Here is a 17,757-nt window from a genome sequence, read left to right as displayed (position 1 = left end):
GATGCTGACGCTGCGCTCAACCCCCGACAATCCGGTGCCGCCGGGCGGCATCCTCGTCCCCGTGCGCACCGCGGATGGCTGCGACCTGCGCGTCGCCTATTGGCGGCCGACGGGAAGGGCGACCAAGGGCACGGTCTGCCTGCTCCAGGGCCGGGCCGAGTTCATCGAGAAGTACTACGAGACGGTCCGCGAGCTTCTGGCGCGCGGCTTCTGCGTGGTGGCCTTCGACTGGCGCGGACAGGGCGAGTCGGGGCGGCGGGTCAATGATCCGCGCAAGGGCCATGTCGGCCATTTCGACGAGTACCGGCTCGACCTCAAGGCGGTGGCGGAGACGGTGCTGGTGCCGCTCCTGCCCGAGCCCCATGCCTGCCTCGCCCATTCCATGGGCGGCTGCGTGGCGCTCACCGGCGCCCATGACGGCTGGCTGCCCTTCGCGCGCCTCGTCACGGTCGCGCCGATGCTGTCGATCCGCATGGTGACCTGGCCGGCCGGCGCCTCGGGGCTGGCCCGCTCGCTGAAGGCCCTCGGGCTCGGCCGCTGCTTCGTGCCGCGGCTGTCGCGGGTGATGCCCTTCCCGCTGCTGCTCGGCCTCGTCGGGCGGGTCACCGGGCGGCAATACATCCCGCACGATCCCGGCGCCTCGATCGCCACCATGCCCTATCCGGGCAACCGGCTCTCGCGCGATCCCGTGCGCTACGCCCGCAACGCCGCAGCGGCGCGGGCGGTCGGCGCGAGCGCGGTCGGCGATCCGACGGTGGGCTGGCTCGCCGCCGCCTTCCGGGCGATGGCGCGCCTGCGCGACCCGCGCGTGCCGGCCCGCATCGGGATCCCGACCCTCATCGTCGGGGCCGGCGCCGACCCGGTCTGCGGCACGCCCGCCGCCGAGCGGTTCGGCGCGCGGATGAAGGCCGGCGACATCCTGGTCCTGCCGGACGCCCGGCACGAGATCCTGAGCGAGCGCGACGCGATCCGGCAGGATTTCTGGGCCGCCTTCGACGCCTTCGTGCCGGGCAGCCCCGTGCCGAAGGCGGCGGAGGCGGAGCCCCGCCTGCGCGAGGCGGTGGCGGGCTGAGCCGCGGCGCGCCCGTCAATCCGCGTCGGCGTCGGGATCGATATCCTTCGGCTTGACGAAGCGCTCCAGGGTGCCGGCACCCCAGTCGATCGCGGACCAGGATTCGGCCTCGAAATCGATCACCGCCAGGGCGGCGGTGGGGAATTGCGTGGCGAGGCGCTTCCGGTCGGCCTTCTTGCCGTGGCCGACGACCGCGAGCGCGAAATCCTGCAGGCCCGGATTGTGGCCGACGACGAGGAGCGTGCCGGCATTGTCGGGCGCGCCCTGGACCACCTCGAGGATCCGCGGCGCGGGCGCCTCGTAGAGGGCGTCGACGGATTCGCCCGGATTGCCCTCGAGCGGCGCGCGGGCGCCCTCCCAGGTCTCCAGGGTGCGCCGGGCGGAGGAGACCAGCACGTAGTCGGGCCGCAAGCCGGCCTCGGCGATATAGGCGCCCATCCGCGGCGCGGCCTCCTGCCCGCGCGGGTTCAGGGGACGGTCGTGGTCGGCCATGCCGACCGGATGCTCGGACTTGGCGTGGCGGAGGAGAAGCAGGCGGCGCATCGGTGGTTCCTGTGACCGGGTCAGGGTCGGTGCGGCGCCGCGGGGGCGCCGGTCGTTCTGGCATGTCGGGTGGGGCGGGAGCCCGCGGCCTCGGCCGTCAGTCCTCCTCGGCGATCGGCGCGCAGGAGTAAAGTCCGCGCCCGGCGATCCCGCTCCGATACGGCCTCGCTACGGCCTCGCTACGGCCTCGTTGGACCGTCAGGCGGAGCCGCCGCGCCCCTCGCGCCGCATCATGAAGGCGAGCTTCTCGAACAGGCTGACATCCTGCTCGTTCTTGAGCAGCGCCCCGTGCAGCGGCGGGATCAGCTTGCGGCCGTCGCGCTCGCGCAGCGTCTCCGGCGACACGTCCTCCGAGACGAGGAGCTTCAACCAGTCGAGCAGCTCCGAGGTCGAGGGCTTCTTGCGCAGGCCCGGCACCTCGCGGGTCTCCAGAAAGACGCGCAGGGCCTCCTCGACGAGGCGGTGCTTGATGCCGGGATAATGCACCTCGACGATGCGTTGCAGCGTCTCGGCATCGGGGAAGCGGATGTAGTGGAAGAAGCAGCGCCGCAGGAAGGCGTCCGGCAGCTCCTTCTCGTTGTTCGAGGTGATGATGACCACGGGCCGCCGACGCGCCTTCACGGTCTCGCCGGTCTCGTAGACGTGGAACTCCATCCGGTCGAGTTCGGTCAGCAGGTCGTTCGGGAACTCGATGTCGGCCTTGTCGATCTCGTCGATCAGCAGCACCGGCCGCTCCTCGGCCGCGAAGGCCTCCCAGAGCTTGCCGCGGCGGATGTAGTTCGCGATCTCCGAGACGCGGGGGTCGCCGAGCTGCGAGTCGCGCAGGCGCGAGACCGCGTCGTATTCGTAGAGGCCCTGCTGCGCCTTCGTGGTCGACTTGATGTTCCAGGTGAGCAGCTGCGCGCCGAGGCCCTTGGCGATCTCCTCCGCCAGGACCGTCTTGCCCGTGCCCGGCTCGCCCTTCACCAGGAGCGGGCGCTCCAGCACGATGGCGGCGTTCACCGCCGCGGTGAGGTCCGGCGTCGCGACATAGGTCTCGGTCCCGGTGAAGCGCATCCGCCGCCCCCTCTCAATCCTGCCGAACGCGCAACCAAATTCGCACGCGTCGCGATCGCTGCGGCTCTAAGGGGCGTGGCGCGCAGGGGCAAGCGGCGCGCGGTCAGGGGCGCTGGTCGGCGAAGCTGACGGAGGACACCTTCGGGAGCTGCCAGATGTCGTCCTTGCGCGGATACCGCTTCAGCACGCCGTCGACCGCCAGCGTCACGGCCATCAGGATGATCGGCATGCCCACGATTGCTGCGATCACGACCACGTAGCTCCCCGGCGGCTCGTTTCGGCCGCGATGGGGATTATACCGCCTCGAACAGGGTTAACAATCGATTAAAGCGCAGTCGATAGCCGACGCTCGATCATGGATGATGAGCGATCGACTTCATACAACTGCGAGTGAGATACCCGTCCGCGCTCAACTCAAACTTTCTTCGGGTCGAACCAGACGCAGCTCTTGGACAGGCGCTTGAGGTCGAGCTCGGAGCTCGTCTGCGGCGCGACCTGGCCGTTGATGGCGATGTTGACCTGGGTCAGCACGTCGCTGCCGAATTTCTGCGGGTGGGAGAAGTAGCAGTACTGCGATTCGGGCTGCCTCTCGTCGCCCTTGAACTGCCATCCGGTGACGATGTTGCCGTCGAGATGGGGCACTGACTTGAACACGGTGAAGGTGGTGCGCACCGCCGCGTTGCCGTCGTCCTTCTGGCTGGCCACCACCGAGGCGAAGTCGGGCTTGGCCTGGGCCACCGGCTGGTCGAGGCGCAGCACGTTGTCGGTCAGCGTCACCTCGCCCTTGGTCTTCAGCGTCACCTCGGAGAGCGCGCTCTGCATCGCCTGGGCGATGCGCTCGGCCGCCGTCTCGTACTGGTTGAGATAGGCCCAGCCGAAGGCCGCCGCGCCGATGCCGGCGCCGAGCAGCGCCGCGAACAGGCCGGCCCCCGCCGCCCGCATCAGGAAGGCCCGCGCGGCGATCAGGCTCGCATCGGCCCGCAGCCGCCCGTTGACGCTCTGGGCGAGCACGACGTTCTCGGGGATGCCCGGCATATGGATGGTCATGCACCGGCTCCGGCGCTGGCGTTGACGGGCGCCTGCGCCGCCGAAGGCGGACGCCGGTCGAGGGGGATGACGGCGCCCGAGGTCGTGGCCTCACGGGGCGCGCCGGGCCGGTTCAGGCCGAGTTCCTGGCGCAGGCCATCGGTGAGCTGGTCGATCAGGTAGGGCGTTGCGGCCGGGTCGATGGTGGCGCCGAGGTCGTCCTCGTCCATGAAGGTCTTGCGCACCGAGACGGCGCAGAGCGCGAGGATCGTGGAGGCGAAGGCGGCGCAGAGCGCGGGCACGAAGACGAAGATGCGCAGGAAGGCGTGGACCTGGGCGTCCGTCACCTCGATCGGGTCGACGCCGTAGACCATGGCCGTGAAGGAGTGGAGCTGCGAGCGGTTGACCGCGTTGCGGTAGGCCTGCTCGGCATCGGCGACGCGCCGGTCGGCCTGGCCGCGGTCGAGGACCGCGCGGGCCTTGCGCGCCTCCTCCAGGTCCTTGGTCACGGCCGTGCGGTCGGTGCCCGCCTTGGCGACGCTCGCGGAGAGCGTCTGCGTGCGCGGGTCGGTGACGCATTTCAGGTTCTGGTAGCGCACGCCGCGGCTGTTGGTGCCGAACACCTTCTCGCAGCGCTGGGCCGGCAGGCCCGCGAGCTGGGCGGCGTTCTCGGCGGCGCGCTTCTCGATCTGCTCAAGCTCGGTCGTGTATTGCTGCACCCGGGCATCCGCCGCCGCGATGCGGGTGTCGAGGCTCGACCGGTCGGCCTGCGCGTCCTTCAGCGCCGTCTTGGTGCGGGCGGCCTCCATCAGGCGGGGATGGAACATCATCTCGCCGAGCTGCGAGACCGACTTCGTGGTGACGCCCGCCGCGAACAGGATGCCGAGGATCGCGAGGCAGCGCACGAGGTAGGAGCGCTGGGTGCGCGCCAGGATGCCGAGCGGCACGCGGCACAGCTCCACCGCGGCGTAGACCAGCGGCGCCAGCAGCATGAAGTAGAAGGCATGGTTGTCGCCGTCGCTGTAGACGCCCGCGAACAGCCACGCGCCCCAGAGCGAGGCGCCGATCACCATGAACTCGACGAGATAGGCTATCCCCACATAGCCCCACTTGATCCGGTAGCCCTTCTCGACATGCCGCTCGTGCGTCCACCTTTGGGACTCGAGGGCCCAGGCGCGGCGCTCGCGCTGGACCTCCCGGCTCGGAGGGGATTTCGGCATGAGGCTCTCTTCGGACGCGTACGGCAGGGCAAGCTTAACCCTGCGTTAAACTTCTCCGGTATGCGCGCATTGTGCCGATTTTGCGCCGCGGGGGCGCAATCCACTGGATCTCCGGCGGGGTGGCACAAATGCCTCACCGCCGGTTGCCTCCGTCCGCGCGCCGTGAAATGGCCTCATCCGAGAGGGCCGCGCCGGTTTTACGATTGCCGCCCTTCCCCGCAGGACCCATGATCGCCCGCGGGGCCGCCGGCCAGAGGGAGGCCGCCCGGCCCCAAAATTCATCGTTCTCTCGCGCTCCCCGGTGCCGGGACGGCATCCGTGCCGGCGGGGAGCGCCCCCAGCGCGAGGTGAACCCGACCGACATGCCCGAGGTCCACGCCGGCTCCTACAAGGAAGCGATCCTGTTCCTCGTGACCGCGGGGATCGTGGTGCCGCTGTTCCACCGCCTGCGGATCAGCCCGGTCCTGGGCTTCATCGGGGCCGGCGCGCTGCTCGGGCCGTTCGGCCTCGGCCGGCTCGCGGACGAGTACCGCTGGGTCTCGCTCTTCACGATCGGCAACCGCACCGAGATCGCGCATCTCGCCGAGTTCGGCGTGATCTTCCTGATGTTCATGATCGGCGTGGAGCTGTCCTGGGAGCGTCTGCGGACGCTGCGCCGCCTCGTCTTCGGCCTCGGCTCGATCCAGGTCCTGTGCTCGGCCCTGGTGATCGGGGCGATCCTGTTCGGGCTCAAGGTGCCGCTCGCGGGGGCCGTGATCGTCGGCATCGCGCTCGCCCTCTCCTCCACCGCCGTGGTGCTGCCGGTGCTGGCCGAGCAGAAGCGGCTGAACGCGCCGGCGGGCCGGGCGAGCTTCGCGGTGCTGCTGTTCCAGGATCTCGCGGTGGCACCCGTCCTGTTCGCCATCGCGGTGCTCGGCCGCTCGGACGGGGCGAATATGGGCACCGCGCTGGCCCTCGCCCTCGCTCAGGCGGCGGTCGCCCTCGTGCTCATCGTGGTGGCGGGCCGCCTCGCGCTGCGCCCGCTCTTCCACCTCGTGGCGCGGACGAAATCCACCGAGCTGTTCATGGCGGCCTGCCTGCTCGTCATCGTGGCCACCGCGCTGACGGCGGCCGCGAGCGGGCTCTCGATGACGCTCGGCGCCTTCGTGGCCGGCCTGCTCCTCGCCGAGACCGAGTACCGCCGCGCCATCGAGGCGACGATCGACCCGTTCAAGGGCCTCCTGCTCGGCGTGTTCTTCGTCTCGGTCGGCATGAACCTCGACCCGGCCCAGCTCCTCGCCGCGCCGGGCGCCATCCTCGGCCTGTCGCTCGCGCTCATCGCGATCAAGGCCGTGGTGGTGATGATGGCCGCGCCCGTCCTGAAGATCCCGCGCCCGGTGGCCGCGGAGGCCGCGCTGCTGCTCGGCCCCGGCGGCGAGTTCGCCTTCGTGCTGATCGGGGGCGCCCTCGCCTCGGGCCTCGTGCCCGAGGAGGTGGGCGGCGCCGCCCTCATCGTCACCACCGTCACGATGATCCTGATCCCGGGCCTCGCCGCCCTCGCCCGGCTCGTCGGCCGGCGCAGCGCCGGCCAGCAGCACGCGCGGGTGCGGGCCGAGCCGCCGCCGGACAAGCAGCAGAACCGCGTCATCATCGCCGGCTACGGCCGCGTCGGCCGCCAGGTCGGCGAGATGCTCACCCGCCACAAGATCCCCTACCTCGCCCTCGATTCGGATGCGGGGCGGGTGGCCGAGCAGCGCCGCCTCGGCAACCCGGTCTATTTCGGCGATTCCGGCAACGTGGAGCTGCTGCGCCGCTGCGACATCGCCTCGGCGCGCGCCTTCGTCGTCACCCTCGACAACCCGCAGGCCGTCGAGGCGGCGGTGGCCGCCGCCCGCTCCGAGCGGCCGGACCTCACCATCGTGGCCCGCGCCCGCGACGCGCGCCACGCCACCGCCCTCTACGACATGGGCGTGGACGACGCGGTGCCCGAGACGATCGAGGCCTCGCTGCAGCTCTCGGAGGCGGTGCTCGTCGATGTCGGGGTGCCGATGGGCCTCGTCATCGCCTCGATCCACGAGCGGCGGGACGAGTACCGCGCCATGCTCAAGCGCAAAGAGACGGATACGCGCCCGGTCTTCCGCGCCCGCCGCACGGTCGGCAAGCAGGCGGAGGCGGCGCGCGAGGCGGGCGCGCCCAAGGAGGAGCCGGCCCAGGTCGGCCGGCGGGCCTGATACCGCGTCCGGTTGATCAGCCCGGACGCGGTCTCAGCAAGCCCGCGCGGCGCCTGAGCGAAGGCGACATCCGCCCTCCCGAAGGCATCACCCGGATGTCGTATGAGCGGTCAGGCCGGCAGCGCGTCGAACAGGTCGGTGCGGATCGCCTTCCGCACCGGCTTGGCCCGCGGCCGCGGCTCCTCTCCGGCGAGGCTGCAGCGATAGGTGATCTCGTCCGGGGGACCGAGGCCCGTGACGAGGGGCACCGTCACCGTGTCCGCGTGGAATTTCCAGCCGCGGGCACCCTTGTCCCAGTAGAGCCAGACCGTTCCGGGATGGCCGGCGATCGCGAAGATCGCCGCCTTCCGCGTCACTGCCTGGACGTGGCGCGGTGCGAACAGGCCCTTGGACCTGTAGGCCTCCAGCGTCTCGGTGGGCTGCCGCTCGACGAAGGTGTTGCGCACGATCTGAATCGTCGCGCCCGGCTTCGCGAGAAACCCCTTGAAATCGCGCATGCTGCGGAGGACAACCGCCATCGCAGACCTCCCGTGCGGCTCAGCTTCGACTCGAACGCGCCGCCACGACTCGATGCCGCAGGATTGTGCGCCGCACCGACCAGGTTTCGTGACTGAAATCGTCGGAATCGCGAGTCTATCAACAGACTTCAGGAGTCATGCACAGGATTCCTAAACCCGGATCGACTCTGGCGGCGGATCGGGCGACTCGGCCGCGCGCTTGACCCGGCGCCTCCGACTGCGCGTTATCCCGCCATGCTGCTACAGTTCTTCACCGCGCTCCGCGACGCCAAGGTGCCCGTCTCCCTGCGCGAGTACCTCGTCCTGCTCGACGCCCTCGACCGCGACCTCGCGGAGAAGCGCGTCGAGGAGTTCTACTTCCTGGCACGCACCGCGCTCGTGAAGGACGAGAGCCATCTCGACCGATTCGACCGCGTCTTCGGCCAGGTCTTCCGGGGCCTGGAGGGCATGGGCGAGGCGGTCGCGCCCACAGCCATCCCGGAGGAATGGCTGCGCAAGCTCGTCGAGAAGCACCTCACCGAGGCGGAGAAGGCCGAGATCCGGGCGCTCGGCTGGGACAAGCTGTTCGAGACCCTGAAGCAGCGCCTCGCCGAGCAGAAGGGGCGCCACCAGGGCGGCTCGAAATGGATCGGCACGGGGGGCACCTCCCCCTTCGGCGCCTACGGCTACAATCCGGAAGGCATCCGCATCGGCCAGGACGGCAACCGCAACTTCCGCGCCGTGAAGGTCTGGGACAAGCGCGAGTTCCGCGACCTCGACGACACGGTGGAGCTCGGCGCCCGCACCGTCCGCGTGGCGCTGCGGCGCCTGCGCCGCTTCGCCCGCAGCGGCGCGGCGGAGGAACTCGATCTCGACGGCACCATCCGCTCGACCGCGAAGGCCGGCTATCTCGACGTGCGGATGCGGCCGGAGCGCCGCAACGCGGTGAAGGTGCTGCTCTTCCTCGATGTCGGCGGCTCGATGGACTGGCACGTGGAACTCGCCGAGACCCTGTTCTCGGCGGCGCGCTCGGAGTTCAAGCACCTCGTGCACTACTACTTCCACAACTGCCCCTACGAGGCGGTCTGGACCGAGAACGCCCGCCGCCACGACGCGCGGACGCCGCTCCTCGACGTGATCCGCACCTACGGCTCGGACTATCGCCTCGTCTTCGTGGGCGACGCCTCGATGAGTCCCTACGAGATCGCCATGGCGGGCGGCTCCGTGGAACATTGGAACGAGGAGCCCGGCGCCGCCTGGATGCAGCGCCTCGTCGATCATTTCCCTAAGGTCGCGTGGCTCAACCCGGTGCCTGAGGCGCACTGGCCCTACACGCAATCCATCGACATGCTGCGCCGCCTCCTCGGCGACCGCATGTATCCGCTGACGCTCGACGGGATCGACCGGGCGACGCGCGGGCTGCTGCGATGAAGGAGGACACAGGGCCCGAGGGCGGCTTCGCCATCCTGATCCCGGAACTCGACGTCTCGGACCTGGATGAGAGCCTGCGCTTCTGGTGCGGGATCCTGGGCTTCCGGATCAGCTACGCCCTCCCCGAGAACGCCTTCGCCTTCATCGAGCGCGCGGGCGCCCAGGTGATGCTGAACCGCCGCAACGGGAACTGGGAGACCGCGCCCCTGGAGCCGCCGTTCGGGCGCGGCCTGAACCTGCAGTTCACGGTCGCGGCCCTCGACCCGATCCTTGCCGCCCTCGAAGGCGCGCGCTGGCCGCTGTTCCGGCAGGCCCACGACGTGCGCTATCGCGTCGGCGCGCGCCACGTCGCCCTGCGGCAATGCCTCGTCCAAGACCCGGACGGCTACCTGCTCCGCTTCGCCGAAGTTCTGCCCTCGCCTCAGCCCTGACGGGGGGGCGTGTGCACGGTCAGCCCATCGAGATCGGGCGCGATCTTGATCTGGCAGGAGAGGCGCGAGGTCGCCCGCACGTCGGAGGCGAAGTCGAGCATGTCCTGCTCCATGTCCTCGGCCGGCCCGACCCGCTCGGCCCAATCGTCGGCGACGTAGACATGGCAGGTGGCGCAGGCGCAGGCGCCGCCGCACTCGGCATCGATGCCGGGCACGTTGTTGCGCAGAGCCGTCTCCATCACGGTCGCCCCGACGCTGCCCTCGACGGTCCGGGCCGTACCGGCGGCGTCGACATAGGTGATCTTGGGCATTACGGGCTCCGGTATCGTGTCGGGCGGCTCTTCGCGCGGGCGAGCGGCGCGCTTGCTTGACGGGACAGGCCCCGGATTGCAAGGGCGCCGGCGATGTGCCTCTCAAATAGCGTGCCGCGCCGCCTCTTCGCAGGCGCCCTTGCACGCCGGCACCTGCGCTCTCACGCCGCGTCGGCGATCTCGGCGAGCGCCGCCGCAGCCTGCTCCTCCAGGGCGGCGATCTCCGCCCCCGGCTCCGCCGCATCCCGCAAGGCCGCCTCGACCCGGCCCGCGAGGTCCTGAACACGGCCCGCGCCGATCCCGGCGGCCGAGCCCTTCAGGGTATGGGCGAGGTCCGCCCGGTCCGGGAAGGCGAGCGAGCGGTCGGCGATGCCGGGCAGGAGCCGGCGGCACTGGGCGGCGAACAGGCCGAGGATCTCGGCGGCCAGCGCCTCGTCTCCGCCGGTCTGCGCGGCGAGATGGGCTCGGTCGATCGCGGTCATCGCGGATTCCCCTGCATGCATTCGGCGTCCACCTCGGAGGAAAGCGCTGTAACCGGGGCCGCGCCCGCTATCCACAGCGCCGCCTGCCCCGAGTCGCGCGGCGCGAAGCCTTGCGGCATCATGGGTTCGACGGGAGTGCGGGCCCGCGGGCAGCCGTGGTAACCATTCCGTTAAGGTTTTCTGTGCGTCCGCCGGGCTCGGGTATCCGGTCCGCCGGGCGAGGTCTAAACTTCCTTGGTAAACGGGTAATCGTGCCCGCAGGTCGGATGGCGTCCGACGGCGGGTGCGCGCGTAATGCGGGGCGTTGAATGGCCACGGACAAGAAGCTGAAGGACCCGGCCGAGGCCGCACTGTCTGCGATCGAGCAGGCGCTGAACCTCGACGCCCTGACGCAGACCGAGACCGAGCGCCGGGCCGAGCCGCGCCTGCCGGACGTGGGCGACGCCGATCCGCTCTCCGAGCCCGCCGGCCGCACCATGCCGCCGCGCCTCGACCTCGACACGCAGCTGACCTCGGACCTGCCGCCGCCGGGCCGCGAGCGCGTGCGCCGCGAGGGCGGCCTCCTGCCTCCCGACCGCTCGCTCGTGGCCAACGACGACCGGCGCAACATCGGCATCCTGCAGCAGACCCTGCGGGTGCGGCCCTCGCGCAAGCCCTATGTCTTCGCGGCCGCCGCCGCCTTCCTCTGGCTGAACGGCCTCCTGCTGATCGCCTGGAACCATTCGGGCGGCGACCTCAAGGGCTTCATCGGCGGCCTGGACGCGCTCCAGGCGACGGTCGGCGCCGCGGCCTTGGCGGGGCCGATCTTCCTCTTCCTCATCGCGGCGATGCTGGCGGTGCGCGCGCAGGAGATGCGCCTCGTGGCCCGCGCGGTCGGCGAGGTCGCGATCCGGCTGGCCGAGCCCGAGAGCTTCTCGACGGACGCCGTACTGACCATGTCGCAGACGGTGCGCCGCGAGGTGGCTGCGGTGGGCGACGGCGTCGAGCGGGCGCTGGCCCGCGCGGGCGAGCTGGAAACTTTGGTGCGCGGCGAGATCGCGACCCTCGAGCGCGCCTATTCCGACAACGAGATCCGCATCCGCGCCCTGGTCGACGAGCTCGTCGCCCAGCGCGAGGCGATCGTGGCCAATGCCGACCGGGTGCGCGGCGCGATCACCGGCTCGCACCAGAGCCTGAGCCAGGAGCTGGAGGGCGCCTCCGAGCGCATCGTCGCCGCGATGACGGGGGCGGGCGACCGCGTCACCCAGGCTCTCGACGCCCGCGGCGAGGCGATCACGGTCTCCCTCGGCGAAGCCGGCGAGCGCGTGGTCGGCGCCATGACCGGCCGCGGCGACGCCCTGATCGAGCGGCTGGTGGCCACCAGCGATGGCGTGCGCGGCAGCCTCGGCGAGATCGGCGAGACCCTGACCCGCAGCTTCGAGACCCGCGCCACCGAGGTCACCCGCGCCTTCGAGGCGGCGGGCAGCGGCCTGACCGAGCAGCTGGCCCAGACGACCGGCCAGGTGGCGCGCACGCTGGCCGAGACCGGTGCCGGGGTGATCGAGGCGCTCGACCGCCAGGGCAGCGCCGTGCGCGAGAATTTCGAGCGCTCCGCCGGCGCCCTGGAGAGCGCCTTCCTCGCCCGCGGCGGCGAGCTGACGGACCGCTTCGCGGCCACCGGGGGCGAGCTCACCGAGCGGTTCGCCGCGACGGGGGGCGAGATCACCGCCCGCTTCGCCGAAACCGGCTCGGCCTTCACCCAGGACCTCGCGAGCCGCGGCGCTGCGTTGCGCAGCGAGATCGAGAGCGCCGGCACCGGCGTGGCCGAGACCATCGAGGCCCGCGGGCGCGAGGCGCAGGCGGCGCTGGCGCTGACGGCCGGCGGCATCGTCGAGACCTTCACGGCCCGCACGAATGCGCTGCGCGACGACCTCCTCGGCACGGCCGAGCGCGTCGGCGAGACGGTGGCCGGGCGCGGCGCCGCGGTGGCCGAGCGCATCGAGGGCGTCGCCGTGCGCCTGCACGAGACCGTCACCGTGCACGGTGCGGATCTGGAGGCGCGCCTCGACGCCGCGGGCGAGCGGGCCGGCAGCCTCGTGGCGCTCCGTTCGGCCGAGGCCGCCTCGAGCCTGGAGACCGCCTTCGCCGATCTCGGCCGCACCTTCGAGACGGGCGCGGCGGATACCGTCGCCTCCCTGCGCGGCTCGGTCGACACCCTCACCGCGGCGCTCGGCAGCGGCAGCACGGAGGCGGCCGAGGCCCTGCGCCGCTCGGCGGCCTCGGCCACCGGCGAGATCGAGATGCGCACCGTCGAGGCCGTCGAGGTCTTCGAGCGCCGGCTCGGCACCTTCACCGAGACGCTCGCCGCCCGCACCGACGCGGCGGCGGAGAGCCTGAGCAGCGCCGCCCGCGACGCGCACGAGACGACGGAGGCGCGCACCGCCGCGATGACCGCCGCCGTCGCCGAGAGCATCGAGGCCCTGCGCCGCACCGCCTCCGGCACCACCGGCGAGCTGGAGACCCGCACCGTCGAGGTCGTGCAGATCTTCGAGCGCCGCCTCACCGAGTTCGCCGAGGCGCTGGCCGCCCGCACGGGCGGCGCGGCCGAGACCCTCACCCTCGCCGCCCGCGACGCGCAGGAGCACACCGCCACGCGCAGCGCCGAGATGAGCGCGGCGATCACCGCGAGCATCGCGGTGCTGCGCACCATCGCCACCGAGGTCCACGACACCGTGGAGGCCCGCGCCGCCACGAGCCTGCAGCAGCTGCGCACCGGCACCGCGCAGGCCGGCAGTGAGATCGGCGAGCGAACGGAGGCCGCGGTCGCGGCCGTGCATGCCGCGATCGCGCGGATCGGCGGCGAGATGGAGGCCCGCACCGGCGAGGCCACCGGCACGCTCGCCCGCACGGCGGCCGAGGTCCGCGAGGAGCTCACCGCCCGCCTCGGCGAGATCGAGGGCGCGCTCGGCACCCATGGCCGCGGCGTCGCCGACCTCCTCAGCACCCATGCCGAGGAGACCCATGCCCGCATCGCCGGCACCGGCCGCGACATCGTGCTCGCCGTCGCCACGCAGGGGGCGCGCATCGCCGACACGCTGAGCCAGACCGGCGCCACCATCGCCGAGACCGCGGACGGCCGCGTGAAGGCCCTGGACGAGACCATCGGCAACCGCCTCGCCACCCTCCAGGAGACCATCGCCCGCGGCGACATCCTGGCCGACCGGATCGCGCAGGGCACCTCGGCCTTCGGCGAGACCGTGGACGCGCGGCTCGGCGAGATGGACCGCTTCATCACCCTGGAAGGGCCGGCCGTGATCGACCGGATCGCCGAGCGCGCCCGCGACGCGCAGGCCGCGGTGGACACCCATCTCGGTGCCCTGGAGGAGCGCGCCGCCAAGCGCTCGGCCGAGATCGGCGAGACCTTCGCCAACCTCGTCACCCATATCGACGGCCATCTCGGCGCCCGCGCCACCGCCCTCAACGAGGCGCTGATCGTGCGCACCGGCGAGATCGCCCGCGTGATGACCGAGGGCGGGCGCGACCTCGTGCAATCCCTCGACGGCCGCACCGAGGCCCTGGCGCAGGACATCGCCGCCCGCGCCACGGAGATCGCCGGCCGCCTGGAGAGCCAGACCACGGAACTCGCCCGGCAGCTCGATGCCGGCGCCGGCCGCCTCGACAGCGGCGTCCTCGCCCGCATGGAGGCGATCGGCACGGCGCTGGAGGAGCGCTCGCGCCTCCTCGACGAGCGCTTCGGCGCCCAGGCCTTCGAGGCGGTCCGCCTGCTGGAGAGCCGCGCCCACGCGGTGGACGAGGAACTCGCCACCCGCACCCGCGAGCTTGTGGAGATGGTCGAATCCCGCACCGGCGGCATCGGCGGCGCCCTCGCCGAGCGCGTGGCGGCCTTCGAGCAGAGCTTCGAGGCGCGCGCCAACGGGCTCGACCGCAGCCTCGGCGAGCGCGTGCAGGAGATCGTCGGCCTGATCGAGACCCGTGCCCGCGAGGCCGACGAGGCGCTGGCCGCTCGGACCGAGGCGGTGCGCGCCGCCTTCGCCGAGCGCTCCGACCTGCTCGGCCGCCTGATCGACGAGCGCACCGCCGCCATGTCGGGCGAGCTCGACGAGAAGGGCCGCAGCGTGTTCGGTGCCATCGGCGGGCGCATCACCGAGCTTGCCCGCTTGTTCGATCGCGGCGGCTCCTCGCTCGCCGAGCTGATCGACCAGCGCGGCGAGAGCGTGCTGGCCAAGCTCCAGCAGACCATCGCCGATGCCGAGCACATGCTGGAGGACGGCGAGGGCCGCCTCGGGCGCACCCTGTCGGCCCGCACCGCCGACATCAGCACCCTGCTCGACGAGGGCGTGCGCACGGTCCACGGCCTGCTGGACGACCGCACCACCCAGATCCGCGGCCTGCTCGACAACCACGCCACCACCCTGTCGAGCAGCCTCGACGGCCGCATCGGCCCGCTGCACGACACCCTCGACGACCGCGGCCGCGAGATGGTCGCCTCCATCGAAGGTGCGATCGGCTCCGCCTCCGAGGCCCTCGAGGCGCGCACCCGCCTGCTCGGTGAGCTGTTCGAGCAGCGCCTCGGCGCCCTCGAATCCCTGGTCGACGGGCGCGGCGACCGCATCGCCCAGAGCCTCGACGCGCGGGCCGAGGCCCTGCGCAGCCTGTTCGACGAGGCCGGCGCGGCTCTCGACGCCGCGGCGGGCAACCACAGCCGCCAGCTCGCCGGCAGCGTCGACCAGCGCGTCCGCTCGCTGCGCGCGCTCCTCGACGAGGCGCCCGCCGTCATCGGCGGCCTGCTGGAATCGCGCGAGCGCCAGATGGCCGACAGCCTCGACACCCGCACCGAGCGCCTGCGCGGCGTGCTCGACGCGGCGCAGGGTGCCCTCACCGGCGCGATCGACGGCCAGGGCGACCGCCTGACCGGCGCCGTGGAGACGCGGATCCAGGCACTGCGCACGCTGCTCGACGAGGCGCCCACCGCGCTCTCCGACCTCATCGCGGCCCGCGAGCACGCCCTCGCCGAAAGCCTCGACAGCCGCACCGAGCGCCTGCGTTCCCTGTTCGAGGAGGCGCGCAGCGCCGTGGATTCCGTGGTCCAGGGCCAGGGCAGCCGCGCCGCGGCGGCCGTCGAGGCCCAGGTCCAGGCCCTGCGTACCCTGCTCGACGAGGCGCCCGCCGCCCTCGCCGGGCTGGTGGAGGCCCGCGAGCGCTCCCTCGCCCAGACCCTCGACGCCCGCACCGGGCGGCTCGACGGCCTGTTCTCCGAGGCCCGCACCGCCATCGACACCCTGGCCGAGGAGCACGCGACCCGCTTCGCTGGCGAGATCGAGAGCCGCATCCAGGCCCTGCGCAGCCTGATGGACGAGGCGCCGGCCGCGATGACCGGCCTGCTGGAGGCGCGCGAGCGCCAGATGGCGGACAGCCTCGACAGCCGCACGCGCCGCCTGCGCGCCCTGTTCGAGGAAGCCCAGGACGGCCTCGGCAACCTCGTGGAGGAGCGCGGCCGCGCGCTTACCGAGACCGTGGAGACGCGCATCGGCGCCCTGCGCGGCCTGTTCGAGGAGACCCGCACCACGATCCGCGACCTGCTCGACGGCCGCGCCCTCAACCTCACCGACGCGGTCGAGGCCCGGGCGCAGGCGCTGGCCGCGACCTTCGACGCGCGCCTCGCCGATCTCGACGCCGTGGTCTCCGAGCGCACCGCGACGCTCGCCCGCCAGGTCGAGGAGCGCGGCACGGCGCTGACCCAGGCCGTGGATGAGCGCAGCGAGGCCTTCACCCAGCGCATCGATAGCCGGATGAAGCTGTTCGCGACCCTGGTCGCGGCCCGCGGCGACGCGCTGGCCACGGCCTTCGACGACCGCCACGACGCCTTCGGGAGCCTCGTGGACGAGCGCATGGCCGGCATGGTCGCCGCCCTGGACGAGCGCGCCCGCAACCACGCGGCCCTCGCCGAGGCCCACACAGCGGCGCTCGCCGCCGCCCTCGACGAGCGCAACGGCGCCATCGCCAAGCTCCTCGACGAGCGGGCCAGCCAGATGTCCGACACCTTCGAGCGGCGCGCGACGGCGCTCGGCACCCTGGTCGATTCCCGCGGTGAGGCCCTCTCCCGCCGGCTCGCCGAGAGCGCCGAGACCCTGGTGCGCACCATCGAGGACAAGGGCGGCGCCCTGGTCGCCAGCGTCGACGAGCGCGGGGACGCGGCGAGCGGCGCCATGGAGCGGCAGGTCGAGCGCCTGCGCGCGGCGATCGACGGCCCAGTCCACGATCTCGCCGGAGCGCTGGAGGAGCGCGGCCAGGCCATCGAGCGCGCGCTCGCCGAGACCGGCGCGCCGCTGCTGGAGGCCCTGCGCGAGCGCACCGAGGCCTTGGCCGTGCAGTCGCAGGACTCCGCCCGGATCCTGCGCACCGCCGTCGAGGAGGGTGCGGCCCAGGCCATCGCGGGCCTTGGCGAGACCAACGAGCGCCTGCGGCGCGACCTCGGCAGCGTGCTCGTGCGCATCGACAGCGCCAACGAGGTGCTGCGCGAGTTGCTGACCGAGGCCGGCGGCAGCCTCGGCGCCGTCGAGCAGGGCCTTGCCGGCCGCGTCGAGCAGATCCAGGCGGCGCTCGCCGAGATCGCCCGGGAGACCGGGCGGGCGAGCGAGGGCGTCGCCGCCCAGGTCAGCGCCCTGCAGGCGGTGGCCGAGAGCGCGGCCCGCGAGACCGCCGGCCTCGCCGCAGCGCTCGACGGGCGCGGGCGCTCCCTCGCCGAGCAGACCCACACCCATGTGGCGGCCCTCGATCAGGCGGCGGGCGCGCTCGCCGCGATCGAGGAGCGGCTCGCCGCGACCGTCGCGGGCCGGGAGGGCGCCGTCGTGGCGGCGCTCGCCGGCCTGGAGGAGCGCTCCGACAGTCTGGAGAGCCGTACCCGCGCCTTCGCGGAGGGCATCGAGCAGAGCCTGCGCGCGGCCGAGGAGCGCGCCCGCACCGTGGGCGAGACCCTGACCCGCTCGGCCGAGGCCGCGAGCGCGGCGGTGACCGGCGCCTTCCGGGACCTCAGCACCGGGGCCGGTGCCGAGGGCGAGAAGACGACACAGGCCGTGCGCGGCGCCATCGAGACCGCCGCGCAGGAGATCCGCACCGGCTTCGAGGCGGCCGAGGCCCGCTTCGGCGAGTCAGTGTCGGCGCTGCGCGGGATGGCGGCCTCGATCCGCGGCGAGCTGGAGACGACGCGGGCCGACCTCGCCCGCGGCGTGCTGGACATCCCGCGCGAGACGCAGGATGCGGCGGGCGAGATGCGCCGGGTGGTCTCCGACCAGATCAAGGCGCTGAACGAGCTCTCCGCCCTCGTCGCCCGCTCGAACCGCGCGGTCGACGTGGCCCAGCCGGTCGAGCAGAAGCGCACGGCCGAGGCCGGCGCGCGCGCGGTCGCCGCCCCGCCGGCCGCCCAGGCGCCTGCCGCCCGCGCGGCTGCGGCTCCCGCAGGTCTGGCCCTTATACACATC

13 protein-coding genes are annotated in these 17,757 nt (G+C 72.7%); 5 read left to right on the top strand and 8 right to left on the bottom strand.

Features of this window, described 5'->3' with window-relative positions:
• The first annotated feature begins 1 nt into the window (after position 1).
• Complete coding sequence (locus MTDSW087_RS22020; RefSeq protein ID WP_144767024.1) at positions 2-1,072, top strand: alpha/beta fold hydrolase; 1,071 nt, start codon at positions 2-4, stop codon at positions 1,070-1,072.
• A 15-nt stretch (positions 1,073-1,087) separates the two neighbouring features.
• Here the strand turns inward: MTDSW087_RS22020 and MTDSW087_RS22015 are convergent, their stop codons facing one another.
• The 5 genes from MTDSW087_RS22015 to MTDSW087_RS22000 form a co-directional block, all read right to left on the bottom strand.
• On the bottom strand, positions 1,088-1,615 hold the full coding sequence (locus tag MTDSW087_RS22015; protein ID WP_144767023.1) for a SixA phosphatase family protein: 528 nt from the start codon (positions 1,613-1,615) through the stop codon (positions 1,088-1,090).
• Positions 1,616-1,813: 198 nt separating this feature from the next.
• Positions 1,814-2,671: an AAA family ATPase gene (locus MTDSW087_RS22010; protein ID WP_144767022.1), complete on the bottom strand. Its 858-nt coding sequence runs from the start codon at positions 2,669-2,671 to the stop codon at positions 1,814-1,816.
• A 103-nt stretch (positions 2,672-2,774) separates the two neighbouring features.
• A complete protein-coding gene (locus tag MTDSW087_RS30355; protein WP_186383955.1) occupies positions 2,775-2,921 on the bottom strand; it encodes a hypothetical protein in 147 nt (48 codons plus the stop codon).
• A gap of 164 nt (positions 2,922-3,085) precedes the next feature.
• A complete protein-coding gene (locus MTDSW087_RS22005) occupies positions 3,086-3,718 on the bottom strand; it encodes a hypothetical protein (protein WP_144767021.1) in 633 nt (210 codons plus the stop codon).
• Positions 3,715-4,917, bottom strand: coding sequence for an ATPase (locus tag MTDSW087_RS22000; RefSeq protein WP_144767020.1), 1,203 nt, complete (start codon positions 4,915-4,917; stop codon positions 3,715-3,717). The genes MTDSW087_RS22005 and MTDSW087_RS22000 overlap by 4 nt, the downstream gene beginning before the upstream one ends.
• Before the next feature lie 362 nt (positions 4,918-5,279).
• On the opposite strand from MTDSW087_RS22000, the gene MTDSW087_RS21995 reads away from it, so the two are divergent.
• The gene (locus tag MTDSW087_RS21995) at positions 5,280-7,127 is read left to right on the top strand and encodes a cation:proton antiporter domain-containing protein (RefSeq protein ID WP_144767054.1); all 1,848 of its coding nucleotides are present in this window, start codon (positions 5,280-5,282) and stop codon (positions 7,125-7,127) included.
• Between the two features lie 110 nt (positions 7,128-7,237).
• Here MTDSW087_RS21995 and MTDSW087_RS21990 read toward each other — a convergent pair whose 3' ends face one another.
• Positions 7,238-7,645 carry a hypothetical protein gene (locus MTDSW087_RS21990; RefSeq protein WP_144767019.1) on the bottom strand — a complete coding sequence of 136 codons (408 nt, stop codon included), beginning with the start codon at positions 7,643-7,645 and terminating at the stop codon, positions 7,238-7,240.
• Positions 7,646-7,879: 234 nt separating this feature from the next.
• On the opposite strand from MTDSW087_RS21990, the gene MTDSW087_RS21985 reads away from it, so the two are divergent.
• Both MTDSW087_RS21985 and MTDSW087_RS21980 read left to right on the top strand, forming a co-directional pair.
• Positions 7,880-9,055 carry a vWA domain-containing protein gene (locus MTDSW087_RS21985; protein ID WP_144767018.1) on the top strand — a complete coding sequence of 392 codons (1,176 nt, stop codon included), beginning with the start codon at positions 7,880-7,882 and terminating at the stop codon, positions 9,053-9,055.
• Positions 9,052-9,486 carry a bleomycin resistance protein gene (locus MTDSW087_RS21980; protein WP_144767017.1) on the top strand — a complete coding sequence of 145 codons (435 nt, stop codon included), beginning with the start codon at positions 9,052-9,054 and terminating at the stop codon, positions 9,484-9,486. The genes MTDSW087_RS21985 and MTDSW087_RS21980 overlap by 4 nt, the downstream gene beginning before the upstream one ends.
• Here MTDSW087_RS21980 and MTDSW087_RS21975 read toward each other — a convergent pair.
• On the bottom strand, positions 9,477-9,797 hold the full coding sequence (locus MTDSW087_RS21975; RefSeq protein WP_144767016.1) for a 2Fe-2S iron-sulfur cluster-binding protein: 321 nt from the start codon (positions 9,795-9,797) through the stop codon (positions 9,477-9,479). The genes MTDSW087_RS21980 and MTDSW087_RS21975 overlap by 10 nt on opposite strands.
• A gap of 161 nt (positions 9,798-9,958) precedes the next feature.
• Entirely contained in the window at positions 9,959-10,279 is a 321-nt protein-coding gene (locus MTDSW087_RS21970) for an Hpt domain-containing protein (protein WP_144767015.1), read from the bottom strand.
• Between the two features lie 308 nt (positions 10,280-10,587).
• Between MTDSW087_RS21970 and MTDSW087_RS21965 the strand changes: the two genes are divergently transcribed.
• Positions 10,588-17,757 (top strand): apolipoprotein A-IV repeat region-like domain-containing protein (locus MTDSW087_RS21965; RefSeq protein WP_144767014.1); only part of this gene is annotated, 7,170 nt, incomplete at its 3' end.

The organism is Methylobacterium dankookense, assembly GCF_902141855.1.
Lineage (GTDB): Bacteria > Pseudomonadota > Alphaproteobacteria > Rhizobiales > Beijerinckiaceae > Methylobacterium > Methylobacterium dankookense.
This window is presented reverse-complemented; position numbering and strand designations above follow the sequence as displayed.